Here is a 15,411-nt window from a genome sequence, read left to right on the forward strand (position 1 = left end):
ACCTGATCGAGTGATATCCCGAAACAACCGTTGTCATCCATCCGCCTGACTGATCAGCTGCTGTCATCTCAGGTTCGTGAGCACTGGTGGGCGCCCATCCTTCCCGGCCGACTTGGAAGGAGCGGGCGTGCCCGGCATCACAGCTGTCGTCCCCCCATCAGGACCCACCACTGGCGGCACCACCGTCACCATCGTAGGCACCGGATTCGGCACCTCGATCTCCAAAGTGCTGTTCGGTGGTATCTCGGTACCCTTCACCGTCCTCAACGGCACCACCATCACCCTGAAGACACCACCCAGAACCCCCGGCACCGTCCAGATCAGCCTGGTCGCACCATCAGGGACGGACACAGGTGGCCACTTCGACTACCTCACACCCGTGACACCGGCCGTCACCGCTGTCCAGCCCCCAACCGGCCCGACCACAGGCGGCACCCAACTCACCATTACCGGCCACGGATTCACCGGCACCACCGCCGTGACCATCGGCAACCTGCCCGCCACCACATTCACGGTCACCACCGACACCACCATCCTCGCAACCGCCCCCGCGCAGGCCGCCGGGACCGTCTCGGTCAGGGCCACCACGAGTGCGGGCAGCAGCACAGGCGGCAGTTTCACCTACCTCGCCCCGGTGCTGCCCACGGTCACCGGGATCAGCCCGTCGTCAGGCCCGACCAGGGGCGGCGCTCTGGTCACGATCACCGGCAGCGGCTTCACCGGCGCCACCGCCGTGGCCATCGCCGGCGTGCCGGTCGCGAGTTTCACGGTGCTGGGCGCGACGGCCATCAGCGCGGTCACCGCGGCCTCGGGGCCAGCGAGCGGACCCGTCACGGTCACCACGTCGGCCGGCACCGCCGCCGGCGGAGCGTTCGCCTACCTGGCGCCCTCCCCCGTGATCAGCGCCAACTCCCCTTCGACCGGGCCCATCCAGGGAGGGACCAACGTCACCGTCACCGGCAGCGGATTCACCGGCACCACGGCCGTGAGCATGGCGGGTGTCCCGGTGGCCGACTTCACCGCGCTCAGCGACACCACGCTCGACGTGGTCACCGCGTCCTCCCCACCCGTGTCCGGCCCGGTCGCCGTCTCGGCGCAGGGCGGCACGGGAACCGGCGGCGGCTACACCTACCTGGCCGAACCGCCCCTGGTCACCGGCGTCCTCCCCAGCAGCGGTCCGACCGGGGGCGGCACAGCGGTGACGATCACCGGCAGCGGGTTCACCGACGTGACCGCGGTGGCGGTCGCCGGGGTCCCGGTGGCGAGTTTCACGGTGCTGGACGCGACGGCCATCAGCGCGCTCACTGCGGCGTCGGGTCCCGTGAGCGGGCCCGTGAGCGTGGCGACCGCCGGAGACAGCGGCTTCGGCGGCCAGTTCAGCTATCTGGCCCCGGTGCTGCCGGTCATCACCGCGGTCGACGCCCCGAGCGGCCCGACCAGCGGCGGCACCCAGGTGGTCATCACCGGCAGCGGCTTCACCGGCACCACCGCCGTCCTTTTCGGAGACACCCCGGCGGACGGCTTCTTCGTGCCCGCCGACACCACCATCGTGGCCACCACCCCCGCGCACCCGGCCGCGACCGTCACCATCGCCGTCACCACCCCCACCGGCACCGCTTCCGGCGCCGGCTTCGACTACCTCGCCCCGCTCGTGCCGACCGTCGCCGGTGTCGCGCCGGGCACCGGACCCACCGGTGGCGCCACCCTGGTCACCATCACGGGCAGCGGCTTCACCGGCGCCAGTGCCGTCACGATCGCGGGTGTGCCCGCAGCGAACTTCACCGTCGTCGACGACACCACCATCAGCGCGGTCACGGCCCAGTCCCCTCCCGCCACCGGCCCGGTCACCGTCACCACCGCGCAAGGTGCACGGCCCCCGGCGGCGTCTTCTCCTATCGCGCGCCGAAACCCACGGTCACCGGCGTCGAACCGTCCTCCGGGCCGACCAGCGGCGGCACCCTGCTGACGATCATCGGCAGCGGCTTCGAGGGCACCCGTGCCGTCCTGGTCGCCGGCGTGCCCGCGGCAGATTTCACGGTGGACGACGACGCCACCATCAGCACCATCACCGCCACCACCACCCCCTCCCCCACCGGACGCACGACCGGGGAGATCGAGGTCGTCACCGACGGCGGCTCGGGGTTCGGCGGCAGCTTCACCTACCTTGTCCCCGTCGTCCCGGCGGTCGGCGCCGTCACCCCGCCCAGCGGGCCCACCGCGGGCGGCACCCAGGTCACCGTCACCGGCAGTGGCTTCACCGGCGCCACCGCCGTCATGATCGCGGGCGTCCCCGCGGCAGCCTTCACCGTGGACGACGACACCACCCTCACCGCCACCACCGCCGCCGCCCCCGCGGGCGGGATCACCGGTCCGGTCGCGGTGACGACGAAGGGCGGCACCAGCACCGGCGGCGGCTTCGCCTACCTCGCTCCCGTCCTGCCCGCCGTCGAGACAGTGGAGCCGCCCTCCGGGCCCATCGGCGGCGGCACAGAAGTGACGATCACCGGCAGCGGCTTCACGGGCGCCACCGCTGTCTCCTTCGGCGGCACCCCCGCGCTCGCCTTCTCGGTGTCCGACGACACCACGATCCTGGCCACCGCCCCCGCGCATACGGCCGCAGCACTCACCGTCGCCGTCACCACCGCCGCGGGCACCGCCTCCGGCGGCAGCTTCACCTACCTTGTCCCCGTCGTCCCGGCGGTCGGCGCCGTCACCCCGCCCAGCGGGCCCACCGCGGGCGGCACCCAGGTCACCGTCACCGGCAGTGGCTTCACCGGCGCCACCGCCGTCATGATCGCGGGCGTCCCCGCGGCAGCCTTCACCGTGGACGACGACACCACCCTCACCGCCACCACCGCCCCCGCCGCTCCCGCCTCCGGACCGGTCACGGTCACCACCCCCGCGGGCACCGCCTCCGGCGCCGGCTTCGCCTATATGGCCCCGGTACCGGTGGTCAGCGGCATCGCCCCCACCACGGGCCCGACTGCCGGCGGCGTCCTGGTCGTCGTCACCGGCAGCGGCTTCACCGGCACCACCGCCGTCAGCGTGGCCGGGGTGCCCGTCACCCGGTTCATGGTCAAGGGCGACACCCTCATCGAGGCGGTCACGGCTGCTGCACCCGGCGCGGTGTCCGGGCCGGTCGCCGTCACCGTCCAGGGCAGCACGGGATCGGGCGGCGATTTCGCCTACCTTGCCCCGGTGCTGCCGACGGTCACGGCCGTCACCCCGCCGACCGGCCCGACCGACGGCGAAACCAAGGTGATCATCACGGGCAGCGGCTTCACCGGCACCACCGCCGTCACCTTCGGCGGCACCCCGGCGGACGACTTCTCCGTACCCGACGACACCACCATCCTGGCCACCGCCCCCGCACACCCGGCCGCAACCGTCACCCTCGACGTCACCACCCCCGCAGGCACCGCCTCCGGCGCCCCCTACACCTACCTCATCCCCGTCACCCCCACCGTCGGCGGCATCGCCCCGTCCAGCGGCACCTCGGCCGGCGGCACCCAGATCACCCTCACCGGCACAGGACTGACCGCCACCACCGCCATCACCGTCGCCGGCACCCCGGTGGCCGACTTCACCGTCATTGACGACACCACCATCAGCGCCGTCACCGGCCCGTCAGATCCGGCCGCCGGCCCCGTCACCGTCACCACCCCCGGCGGTACGGCGTCCGGCGGAGCCTACGCCTATCTGGCTCCGCCGCCCGTGGTCAGCGGTGTCACGCCGGACAGCGGCCTCACCCGAGGCGGCCTGGAGGTGACGGTGACCGGCAGCGGCTTCACCGGGGCCACCGAGGTACTGATCGCGGGCGTACGGGCCGAATCCTTCACCGTGGAGGACGACACCGCGCTCACCGCCGTGACCGACGAAACCCCCGCCCCCGTGTCGGGTCCTGTGACCGTCACCGCCAACGGCGGAACCGGCGCCGGAGGGTTCTTCGACTACCTGTCAGTACCGCCCGTGGTCACCGGCATCCTGCCGGGCCTCGGCCTCACGGCCGGCGGCACCGAGGTGACCATCGCCGGTGCCGACTTCATCGGCACTACAGCCGTCACCGTCGCCGGGCTCCCGGTGGCCGCCTTCACCGTGGTGGACAACACGACCATCACCGCCGTAACGGGTGCGGCACCCGGCCCGGTGTCCGGGCCGATCACCGTCACCGCGAACGGCAGCACCGGTTCGGGCACACACTTCGCCTACCTGGCCGCGGCAGTGCCGGCCCTTACGGCCGTCACCCCGCCGACCGGCCCGACCGACGGCGAAACCAAGGTGATCATCACGGGCAGCGGCTTCACCGGCACCACCGCCGTCACCTTCGGCGGCACCCCGGCCGACGACTTCTCCGTACCCGACGACACCACCATCCTGGCCACCGCCCCCGCACACCCGGCCGCAACCGTCACCCTCGACGTCACCACCCCCGCAGGCACCGCCTCCGGCGCCCCCTACACCTACCTCATCCCCCCGGCGCCCACGGTCGGAGGTATCTCCCCAGCCTCCGGTTCAACCCGTGGAGGCACCCTGGTCTCCCTCACCGGGACGGGCCTGACCGGCGCCACCGCCGTCACCGTCGCCGGTGTTCCCGCCGCCGACTTCACCGTCCTGAGCGACACCACCATCAGCGCAATCACCGCCCCGTCCGCCCCCGGAGCCGGACCCGCAACGGTCACCACGAGCGCGGGCACCGCGTCCGGCGGCAGCTTCGCCCGCCTGGCACCGCGCCCCACCGTCGAGGAGATCTTCCCCAGCAGCGGCCGCACGACCGGCGGCACGCCGGTGACGATCACCGGCACCGGCTTCACCGGTACCACCGACACCACCATCGCGGCGGTCCCCGCCGCCGGTTTCAACGTCCTCAACGACACCGCCATCCGCGCCATCACCGCAGACGCCGAGACACCCCTCAGCGCACCGGTGACCGTCACCGCGGACGGCGGAACGACCTCCGGCGCCAACTTCGCCTACCTGGACCCCCCGCCCGGCACGATCGTCACCATCCCAGCGGGCGGCCGCCCCGTCTCGGTCGTCCTGGCCCCCGACGGCACGCGGCTGTACGTCACCGACAACGCCGCAGGCGCGGTGACCGTGATCGACCCGGCCACCGAGGCCGTCGTCACCACCATCCCCGTCGGCGCCGGCCCCTGGGGCGCCGCGATCACCCCCGACGGCCGGCAGCTGTACGTCGCCAACACCGGCGACAACTCGGTCAGCGTGATCGACACCGAGACCGACAGCGTCGTCGCCACCCTCTCCGGCCTGTCCGAACCCACCGGACTGGCCGTCACCACGGACGGCGCCGGCCTTTACGTGACCTGCCGGGGCTCCGACACCGTGACGGTCGTCGACATCACCACGAACAGCACGAGCGCGGTGATCCCCGTCGGCCCCGCGCCGTACGACGTGACGATCTCCCCGGACGGCACACGGGCCTACGTCAGCGAAACAGAAGCCGTCAGCGTCATCGACACCGCCACCGCCACCGTCACAACCCACCTCACCGGCTTCCGCCGCCCCCGCACAGCCGCCGTCTCGCCCAACGGCCAACGGCTGTACGTACCCGACTACGACGCCAACACCGTCACCGTCCTCGACACCGACACCGGCCACGTCGTCGAGACGATCCACGGCTTCGCCCAACCGTACGCGGTGGCCATCTCCCAGGACGGCGCCCTCGCCTACGTCACCAGCAGCGGTGACGGCACCGTGCACGTCATCAGCACCGTCGCGGACGAAGTCATCGCCTCCTACAGCGGTCTGAACGTGCCCCAGGGACTCGCGATCGACCCGTACGACCTGAACGTCTACGTCGCCGACAGCAACAACAGCACCGTCGCCGTCCTGCTCGGACTCCACGGCGTCTTCCCCGACCAGGGCCCGACCAGCGGCGGCACCGCGGTGACCGTCATCGGAACCCATCTGGGACAGACCAGCCTGGTCCGCTTCGGCACCAGCCCCGCCACGGACCTGGTGGTCGTCAACGACACCGCCGTGAGCGTCGTGTCCCCGGCCGGACAGGGCATCGCCGCAGTCACCGTCACCACCCCCGCGGGCACCAGCCTCCCCCGCCCCTTCTACTACATCCAGCCGCCCGTGGTGACCGGCCTCACCCCGTCCAGCGGACCTACCGCCGGCACCACACCCCTCATCGTCACCGGACGCAACCTGGCCACCACCACCCAGGTCACCATCGGCGGCGCCGAAGCCCCCTACGCCGTCCTGTCCGACAGCCGCATCGAAGTCACCACCCCCGCCACCCCGGCCGGAAAACACCCGGTGACCGTCACCACCCGCGGCGGCACCGCCACCGCCGACTACACAGCCGTCGATCCCCCCACCGTGACCGGCATCAGCCCCACCACCGGCCCCACCACCGGCCACGCCCTCGTCACCATCACCGGCACCAACCTCACCACAGCGACCTCGGTCACCTTCGGCGACACACCCGCCCACTACACCGCGGCCTCCGACACCCAACTCGACGCCATCACCCCCGCTCACGAGGCCGGCCCGGTCGCCGTCACCGTCACCACCCCCGCCGGCTCACAGCAGGCACCCACCCCCTACACCTACGCCTGATACCAGCCGCAGCACGCAAGCAGTCTGTAACCCCTGCGACGACGTGATCCGCCACAACCGATCAGACACCTGCCTGTCGGACTGGCCTGGGAGAGCCGACCGGGAGTCACCCTCATCGGCGACACCGCCCACCTCATGTCCCCCTTCGCAGGGTCCGGCGCCGACCTCGCCATGCTCGACGGCGCCACGCTCGCCCTGGCCATTCTGAACAACCTCTGCGACCCGGCGGCGGCGAAGGGAGTGTAAATCTAACGGCGGATCCGACGATCATGGGAGAGACGTCAAGTGACTGACACCGCCGTGGAGTTGGAGACCGTGGAGCCTGTCGAGAGTGCCCGGTTGGGGCAGCCTGAGCCCGTGTCGGATGAGCAGCTGGTCGCGATGCTGGTGGAGCGGGCCCGGTCGGAGGGACTGCAGTTGACCGGGCAGGGTGGGCTGCTGCAGCAGCTGACCAAGCGGGTCCTGGAATCGGCCCTGGAAGGTGAGATCACCGATCACCTCGGCTATGAGAAGCACGATGCCGGCGGCCGGGGCAGCGGCAACTCCCGCAACGGGAGCCGGGCCAAGACGGTGCTGACCGACGTCGGCCCGGTCGAGGTCAAAGTCCCGCGTGACACCTCGGGCACGTTCGAGCCGCAGATCGTCAAGAAGCGGCAGCGGCGGCTGACGGGAGTGGACGAGATGGTCCTGTCGCTCTCGGCGAAGGGCCTCACCCATGGGGAGATCGCCGCTCACCTGGCCGAGGTCTACGGGGCGGAGGTCTCCAAGCAGACCATCTCCACCATCACCGACAAGGTCATGGACGGCATGGCGGAATGGCAGAGCCGTCCTCTCGACCGCGTTTACCCCGTTTTGTTCGTCGATGCCATCAACGTCAAGATCAGGGACGGGAAGGTCGCGAACCGTCCCATCTACGTGGTGATGGCGGTGACCGTGGACGGCACCCGCGACATCCTCGGCATCTGGGCCGGCGACGGCGGCGAGGGCGCCAAGTACTGGCTGCACGTGTTCACCGAGCTGAAGAACCGCGGCCTGGACGACGTGCTCATGCTGGTCTGCGACGGGCTCAAGGGCCTTCCCGATGCGGTGGAGGCCGTCTGGCCTCGCACGATTGTCCAGACGTGCGTCGTTCACCTGCTGCGCAATTCGTTCCGTTACGCCGCCCGCCAGGACTGGGACAAGGTCGCAGGGGCCCTCAAACCCGTCTACACCGCACCCAGCGAGGACGCCGCGACGGAGCGGTTCCTGGAGTTCCAGGAAGCGTGGGGCCGGAAGTATCCGGCGATCGTGAAGCTGTGGTCGGACGCCTGGGCCGAGTTCGTGCCCTTCCTCTCCTTCGACGTCGAGATCCGCAAGGTCATCTGCAGCACGAACGCGATCGAAAGCGTCAACGCCCGCATCCGCAGGTCCGTCCGTGCCCGCGGCCACTTCCCCAACGAGGCCGCCGCCCTCAAGTGCATCTACATGGCCCTGATGAGCCTGGACCCCACGGGCAAGGGCCGCAAGCGGTGGACCATGCGCTGGAAAGCACCCCTGAATGCGTTCCAGATCGCCTTCGAGGGTCGCCTGACCCCGAGCAACAACTGATCACTCAACAACCAAGATCAGCCGTTAAATTGACACACCCGCGGCGAACTCCTGTGTCAGGTTCAGCGTGTCGAAATGACTCGTGGCCCCAGGGTGGCCGCTGCGTAACCCTGACTTGGTTGGCGTGGACGGCGAAGTGGGTGGAGGAGCGAGCCGGGCCGGACGGCCCGGCTCGTCGACTGTTCCCCGGAGGGCTGGCGAACTACGCGAGACCAGAGCTGCTGGGAAGTACCAGTGTCGAGTGCGTGTGGAGCGTGATGCGCACCGGTGTGAAGGTGGTGGCGTCCACCGGCGACTCACCGGTGCCGGGATTGCGGGCGTAGCGTGGGTGGGCGCCTCCGCTGATCTGCCAGCGTATGCGGTGGCCGACGGGGAAGCGGTGGGCGGTGGAGCTCATCGGCACAGTGACCTGCGAGGGCGCCTGTTCGGCCGTCCGTAGGCGGCCGAACCCGTCGCAGATGTTGACGGAGCGGCCTTGTGGGTCTACGTCGCACAGGCGTGTGAAGACATCGGCGTGCCCGGTGTCCGTGGAGATGCTCAGCCGTGCGGAGACGGGGCCCAGAATGTCCATGGGCTTGGTCAGTGGTGGACCGGTGAATGTCAGGACGTCGTCTCGGGCCTCCAGAGTAGCGTTGTTCCGGGGACCGGCGGTGCGGGAGAGCAGTGGGCCGCCCAGCGAGGGGGTGGGGTCGGCCGGGTCGTAGCGGAACGCCGCCACGGGTGCGGAGTCTGCCGGGGCCTGCTGGGTGAGATGCCCGCCGGGGATGGGGTACCACGAGGTGGCAGCCGCGGCCGGCGGCCAGTCGTCGAGGTCCCGCCAGGCGTTTTCGCCGCCGAAGTGCACGCGCACCGCGGTGGGGCGCAGGCCGGAGGGATCGGCGTACAGGTGGGCGCGCAGCCACGCGAGGCTCTCGGCGAATACCTCGGGCCATCCCCGCTGCAGGGCGGAAGTGTGGGTCCAGGGACCGACGAGCAGGGCGGTCTCACATCCGGCTCGGCGTAGCCGGTCGTACTGCTCAAAGGTCTGGTCGACCAGTGCGTCGTGCCATCCGGTGATCAGAGCCGTGGGCACGTGGAGCAGCTCCGCCGACTCCGCCAACGACGCGCCGTGCCAGTAGGCGTCCTTGCCGTCTGGGTGTGTCATCACGTCGTCCAACCAAGGCAGTTCGCTGCCGACGGCTGACACGTACGCCCCACGCAGGGGCTGCGCGGTGGTGACGTCGCGCAGGCGGCGCTGCAGGCGCAGCGTCGCCTTGAGGAACGGTGCCATGCCCTGGTGCTGGTAGTTCATGCCCACGCCCACGGCGAGGGCGTTCTCCAAGCGAAGCGCACCGTCTGCGTGGAACAGGGCGTAGGGATCGTGCAGCCCTACTTGCACCACCATTGCCTTCAGTTCTGGCGGTGGGTCCAGAGCGAGGGCCCATTGGACGTAGCCCAGGTAACTGGGGCCGACGGTCCCCAGTGTTCCGTTGAACCAGGGTTGCTCACGCAGCCAGGACACCGTGGCCTGGCCGTCGGCGGCCTCGTTGCGCCAAAGATCGAACATACCGCCCGAACCTCCGGTGCCGCGGCAGCTCTGCAGGATCACGTGGAAGCCCTGCTCAGCGAAGAGCAGGCCGTACTGGGGTGACCACGGTAGGCCTCGGCCATAGGGCGAGCGGACCAGGAGAGTGGGGAAGTCGCCCTGGGCACGCGGAAAGTAGTGGTCAGTGATCAGCGGGCTGCCGTCGGCGGCCGGCACCAACAGTCCTGGCTCCCATCCGGCCTCATGCCGTTTCGCCGGCAGACCTCGCCAGGTCGCCCTCATCATCCGCGAGGAAAGCGGCGGTTTTCCGGCGGGTGGGACCCAGGCCGGTCTGGCTACGGCGTCGGGCGTGCGTGATGACATCGTTCCCCTCCTCTATTCTCGTACGATGTACGAGAATAGAGCATGCTTGGATGACCTCGAGAAGAGCCGCCTCAACAACCAGGGGAAGGAGTGCAAGGCCATGTCCGGCGACGGCAAGTCCGGTGCCGAGAGCGTCGATCCCGAACAGCTCTGGCTGCGTCCCACCGAGCCCCGCAGGGGCCGCAGGCCTTCCTTCACCCGGGAGGCGATCACCGCGGCGGCCGTCACTCTGGCGGACACGGAAGGACTCGACGCGGTCACCATGCGGCGGGTGGCCGCCGAGGTCGGAGCGGGCGTCATGTCGCTCTACAGCTACGCCCCTGACAAGGAGACGCTGCTGGAACTGATGGTCGACCACGTCAGCGGCGAACTCACGGTCACGAACCCACCGAGCGGCGACTGGCGTGCCGATCTGAAGAGCGTGGCCCGCCTGCAGCGCGCCCACATGCTGCGCCACCCTTGGCTGCCCGTCGCCTTGTCCACCCGTCGCGTTCCGGGCCCCAACACGCTGGCCTTCCTGGAACACGTGCTCGCCGTCCTGCGGCCCACCGGGCTGGACGGTGCGGCGAAGCTAGAGGTCTTCGCCCAGATCACCGCATTCGTGGCCGGGCACGTTAGCCATGAGATCGCGCAGGCCGCAGTCTCACGATCACCGGACCGGGCCGCAGCCGAGGGCCGCTACCTCGCCGCTGTCGCCGCCGACGGCTGCCATCCGGAACTCGCCGAAGCCCTTTCCGCCCCCGGACGTCCCCTCACCCCCGACGCCACCTTCACCCGTTTCCTCAACCGCCTGATCGACGGCCTCGATACTGACTGATGCCATGCACCTGTGACTGCCGTCCCGCCCGCGGCACCTCCGAGGAACAGACCGTCGCCCTCTCCAGGCGCCCACGTCGCGACAAAGGCTGCCACCAGCTCTGTTTCAGGCGGCCGACCGACTACCTGCCGAGCGGGGCCTGCGTGGGCAGCGTACGGATCACAGCATGATCGGCGAACTGCTGGCGCAAGTGACTGCTCTCCATCATGGCCCGGTGTAGGACGCCCACCAGTGCCTCGACGTCGTGCACATGTACGTGCTGCCCCTGGCCGAGCTGGCGACGCACCACCTCGACCTCATGATCACCCCCAACGGCGACCAGCAGATGGCGCCCGGATCGACAAGTACACGACCACCGCTACCCCAGGGCAGACCACCGGGCGGCCGAGGCCGCCGTCGGCACCTGGACGCTGGACACCGAAGCCAGCACCGTAGGCCTGCGGACGCAGAACATCTGGGGCCTGGTCACGGTCGCCGGCCGCTTCAACGTGGCCTCCGGCCACGGCACGGTCGCCGCCGACTGCACGGTCTACGGCGAACTGGTCGTCGACGCCGCCTCGATCGACACCGCCAACGACAAGCGCGACGCGCACCTGCGCTCCGCCCACTTCCTCGACATGGACAACCACCCGGCCATCACCTACCGGGTCCGAGCGATCTCCTCCATCGGCAACGGACAGGTCTGTGTCCACGGCACGCTGACCGTCCGGGGCACCTCGGGCCCGCTGCCCCTCACCGCGACAGCGACAGCGACAACGCGGTTGAACCCTCAACACACAGGCCTGGCCCCAGGCCGCGCCGCCCCAGGGCTCGCACCGCTCAGAGCGCGTCAACGGACGAGCACTGCCCGTAGCGATGGGATCAAAATCCGAAGAAAGATCGCCTCAGCGGTGAACCTCGTGCAATCGGCGGCCCTTCTATCTCTTTGGAGAGAACGCAAAGGGGTATGAGATGCCGGAACGGTCACGCCGTGCTGTGCTGGCGCTGCTGGGAGTCGGAACCGCCGGAGTGGGCATGGCTGTTTATGCCGCCCATGACGTGCTCGTGGCGGGAGCCGGACGGCGCATGGCGGAGGACAACCCCTTGGCGGGCTCCGGCGCACGGCTCTCGGACACCATTGGTCATCCGAAGGCATCCGGTGACCGGGAGGGGCAGATCCAGGGGTATGCCTCGGCCACTTCGGTGAGCCAGGGCCAGGTGATCGACTTCCATGTGTCGGTGCACGCGGAGCAGAGCTACCGCATCGCGGTGTTCCGCCTGGGCGACTACGGCGGCAAGGGCGCGTGGTTGCGGACGACCAGTGCCGAGCTCCAGGGCAGGCGCCGTACCGTGCCCACGGCCGATCCGACGACCGGGGTCATCGCGTGTGACTGGCCCGTCTCCTGGAGCCTGCGCATCCCGTCCGACTGGCGTTCGGGCCTGTACCAGGCGGTGTTCACCACGGAGGACGGAGACGTCGGCAGCACCCCGTTCGTGGTGCGGGAGCCCGCCCGTTCGGCCGACATCCTGATGGTGGTGCCCTTCACGACCTACCAGGCCTACAACATGTGGCCCAAGAACGGCCACACCGGCAAGAATCTCTACCGGGGATACAACAAGGCGGGACGGATCGGGGGCACCGAGGAGCGCGCCCACAAGGTCTCCTTCGACCGTCCGTACTCAGGCGCCGGCGTCCCCAACTGGTTCGAGATGGACACCAGCTTCCTCCGCTGGGCAGAGCGGTCCGGGCTCGACGTGGCCTACGCGAGCAGTCTCGATCTGCACGACGGGACGATCGACACCTCCAGATACCGGGCACTGTTCTTCCCCGGCCACGACGAGTACTGGTCCAAGCCGATGCTGGACTCGGCCAAGAAGGCCGTCTCCGCCGGATCGCACCTCGCGTTCCTCGGCGCGAACAACATCTACTGGCATGTCCGGATGGAGGCGTCCGCCGACGGCCGGGCGAACCGGATCATGGCCTGCTACAAGACATCGCCGGACCCGGACCGCGACCGGTCCGGGGCCACCACTCGCTGGCGTGTCATCTCGCCGAACCAGCGGCAAGCCGAACAGGGCGTGCTCGGAATCCAGTTCAACGGAATCGTGCAAAGACCCGCCCCGCTCGTGGTCAAGGGGAGCGGGCACTGGCTCTGGGCGGGCACCGGGCTGCGTGAAGGCGCCCGGCTACCCAGACTGGTCGGAGTCGAGGCGGACGCCTACGACCCGAAGGCCCCGAGCCCGGCCGGCTCCCGGCGCACCCTCCTGGCAGAGTCCCCGTACCTGGCCAAGCTCCCCAAGGCCAGTCAGCGCCAGGTCCAGCACACCGCTCTCACCGAAATGCCCAACGGGGCCATGGTGTTCGTCGCCGGCACCTTCCACTGGGCACTGGCCCTCGACCATCCGCGGTACTGGAACAGACACATCCAGACGGCGACCAGGAACCTGACCAACCGCATGCTGCGCCGACAGACGTGAAGCCCGAAGCAGCGGCCTCGCTGGGGCCGGCATCGGGTCAGCTCCTGACCCGTTCGGCGAGATCCGCCTGTCCGCGTACGCAACGAAGTCCCCAGGCTCGTACGGATGACTGCGGTCGGCTTCTGCTGGCGGGCGGTGGGTAGTTGCCGTTGACCGATCGGGCCGCCCGTACGCGTAGTCGGCCGTGGTCTGCCGGGAGTGGAAAAGCCTTCGACCGGTCACACGCCGATCCGGCACCCTCCTCCGCACCCTGATGCACGAGGCTGCGCAGCTCCGCACGGGTACGGGCCGGGTGGTAGGGGCGAGAGCGCTGTGTCCCCCGAGCGAAGGTCAGCCGTTCACTGCCCGCAGGGCCCCTGGCCTGCGGCCATTGAGACGCGGGCGGACTGGTCACCGTCTCGCGTGCCATCGTGCGCCCCGACCAGTCGCCGCCCCTCCATACCCACAGCCGAGAGGACGAGAGCTGGATCATCCTGTCCGGCCGCGTCCGGTTCTGGGTCGGATCGACCTCGCTCGACGAGTGTGACGTGCACGAGGCCGAACCCGGCGCCTTCGTCTGGGGGCCCCGATCAGTCCCCCACACCTACCAGGCCATCACATCGACCGCCGAACTCCTCTGCATCATCAACCCCGGAGCCATCGAAGGCCACTTTCACGCGGCCGGAGCCGCCGACGCGCCCAGCGACGCCGCGCACAGCCTCCTGGAGGAGTACGGCTTCGTGATCCACGACAACCCACCCCCCGCCCCCAGACGTACTGATCACGAGTGTCGTCGACGCTCACCGGGCTTGATCATGGCGACGAAATCCAGTGACGGAACTGCTTGTGCCGCACCACGCGGAGGTTCACGCGTCCCCAAGGCGATGCCCGGCTGACCGTTCACGGCAGGTCGAGGCCTCCCTGGCCGAGCAGGCGTCTCCGGCGTACTGCGGGTACCGGTCACCGCCGCCTACCCGCTGGAGCAGGCCGCGGAGGCGTTCGCCGTCTTCGCGGCCGGCGCCCCGGGCGAGATCGCCGCGCCCTGCTCATGACCACGCCCGACAAACGCCCTCTCCTACTCCTGACCGCGCCTGACAAAAGAGGTACGACCATGCCCGCCAGGGAGCCCGCCCATGTCGCCTGACCAGCCGATGATGCGCGCCGTCCGGTACGACCGTTACGGAGGCCCCGAAGTGCTCTCCGTCGGTGACGTTCCGCGTCCGTCCCCCGGGCCGGGCCAGGTGCTCGTTCGGGTCCACGCATCCAGCGTCAACCCGATGGACGTGAAGATCCGCTCCGGCGGGCTGCGTCTGATATCCGGGCGACGCTTTCCCAAAGGCACCGGAGGCGACTTCGCCGGGGAGGTGGTCGCACTCGGCAGTACGGTCACCGACGTCACGGTGGGCGAACACGTGTGGGGCATCCTCAGCGACGTCTCCGGACGGACGGGCGCGGCCAGCGAATACATCCTGGCCAAACCCCAGGCCATCAGCACCGCCCCCAGTGGCACAGACCTGGTGGCAGCCGCCGCCCTGCCCGCGGTCGGCATCACCGCACTGCGTGCCTTGCGGGACACCTTGCGCCTGCGCTCCGGCCAACGGCTGCTCGTGGTCGGCGCGAGCGGCGGCGTCGGCAGTACGGCGGTCCAGCTGGCCCACGCCTGGGGCGCCCACGTCACCACGATCGCCGGCGCCGCCAACGCCCCGTTCTGCCGCGAAACTCGGCGCCGACGTGGCCCTGGCCTACGCCACCACCCCACCGAACGCCCTCAAGGGGCAGTTCGACGCCATCCTCGACTGCCACGGCTCCTCTGTCCGCGACTACCGACGCGCCCTCCGCCCCGGCGGTCGCATCGCCTCGCCCTCCGCCGGCGCCATACCCTTCGCCCCGCTGTCCATCGTCCTGCCCGGTCCGCGCGTACGCCTGCTCGTGGCCAGCCCCCGACGCGCGGACCTGAAGATCCTCGCCGATCACGTCGACAAGCAAGACCTGCGTCCGGTCATCGAGCGCGTGTATCCCCTGGACGAAATCCAGGACGCCCACCGAGCCACCGAAACCGGCCATGCCCGCGGCAAGCGCGTCGTCCGTCTCGTTTAGC

At 70.1% G+C, this 15,411-nt stretch carries 9 protein-coding genes and 2 pseudogenes; 10 read left to right on the forward strand and 1 reads right to left on the reverse strand.

From position 1 onward, the window contains the following. Window positions 1-127: 127 nt before the first annotated feature. From OG852_RS01785 to OG852_RS01800, 4 genes and pseudogenes are all read left to right on the forward strand, one after another. A complete protein-coding gene (locus tag OG852_RS01785) occupies window positions 128-1,966 on the forward strand; it encodes an IPT/TIG domain-containing protein (protein WP_133918035.1) in 1,839 nt (612 codons plus the stop codon). 2 nt (window positions 1,967-1,968) lie between these two features. Continuing rightward, complete coding sequence (locus OG852_RS01790; RefSeq protein WP_330351378.1) at window positions 1,969-6,585, forward strand: IPT/TIG domain-containing protein; 4,617 nt, start codon at window positions 1,969-1,971, stop codon at window positions 6,583-6,585. Between the two features lie 54 nt (window positions 6,586-6,639). After that, window positions 6,640-6,819 (forward strand): annotated as a pseudogene (locus tag OG852_RS01795) (FAD-dependent monooxygenase); the annotation flags it as partial. A 147-nt stretch (window positions 6,820-6,966) separates the two neighbouring features. Beyond that, entirely contained in the window at window positions 6,967-8,172 is a 1,206-nt protein-coding gene (locus OG852_RS01800; protein WP_330351366.1) for an IS256 family transposase, read from the forward strand. A gap of 202 nt (window positions 8,173-8,374) precedes the next feature. On the opposite strand, the gene OG852_RS01805 is transcribed toward OG852_RS01800, so the two are convergent. After that, the gene (locus tag OG852_RS01805; protein WP_133918040.1) at window positions 8,375-10,060 is read right to left on the reverse strand and encodes a CocE/NonD family hydrolase; all 1,686 of its coding nucleotides are present in this window, start codon (window positions 10,058-10,060) and stop codon (window positions 8,375-8,377) included. Between the two features lie 100 nt (window positions 10,061-10,160). On the opposite strand from OG852_RS01805, the gene OG852_RS01810 reads away from it, so the two are divergent. The 6 genes and pseudogenes from OG852_RS01810 (at window position 10,161) to OG852_RS01835 (ending at window position 15,410) form a co-directional block, all read left to right on the forward strand. Further along, a complete protein-coding gene (locus OG852_RS01810) occupies window positions 10,161-10,877 on the forward strand; it encodes a TetR/AcrR family transcriptional regulator (protein WP_133918047.1) in 717 nt (238 codons plus the stop codon). A gap of 410 nt (window positions 10,878-11,287) precedes the next feature. Beyond that, the gene (locus tag OG852_RS01815) at window positions 11,288-11,827 is read left to right on the forward strand and encodes a YceI family protein (protein WP_133918041.1); all 540 of its coding nucleotides are present in this window, start codon (window positions 11,288-11,290) and stop codon (window positions 11,825-11,827) included. Window positions 11,828-11,891: 64 nt separating this feature from the next. Continuing rightward, the gene (locus OG852_RS01820; protein ID WP_330346869.1) at window positions 11,892-13,334 is read left to right on the forward strand and encodes a N,N-dimethylformamidase beta subunit family domain-containing protein; all 1,443 of its coding nucleotides are present in this window, start codon (window positions 11,892-11,894) and stop codon (window positions 13,332-13,334) included. A 410-nt stretch (window positions 13,335-13,744) separates the two neighbouring features. After that, window positions 13,745-14,209, forward strand: a complete 465-nt coding sequence (locus OG852_RS01825) for a cupin domain-containing protein (protein ID WP_330346870.1) — start codon at window positions 13,745-13,747, stop codon at window positions 14,207-14,209. Window positions 14,210-14,590: 381 nt separating this feature from the next. Further along, a pseudogene (locus OG852_RS50835) lies at window positions 14,591-14,746 on the forward strand (alcohol dehydrogenase catalytic domain-containing protein); the annotation flags it as partial. Window positions 14,747-15,044: 298 nt separating this feature from the next. After that, on the forward strand, window positions 15,045-15,410 hold the full coding sequence (locus OG852_RS01835; protein WP_330346871.1) for a zinc-binding dehydrogenase: 366 nt from the start codon (window positions 15,045-15,047) through the stop codon (window positions 15,408-15,410). The last annotated feature ends 1 nt before the right edge of the window (window position 15,411 follow it).

This window comes from Streptomyces sp. NBC_00582 (genome assembly GCF_036345155.1).
Classification (GTDB): domain Bacteria; phylum Actinomycetota; class Actinomycetes; order Streptomycetales; family Streptomycetaceae; genus Streptomyces.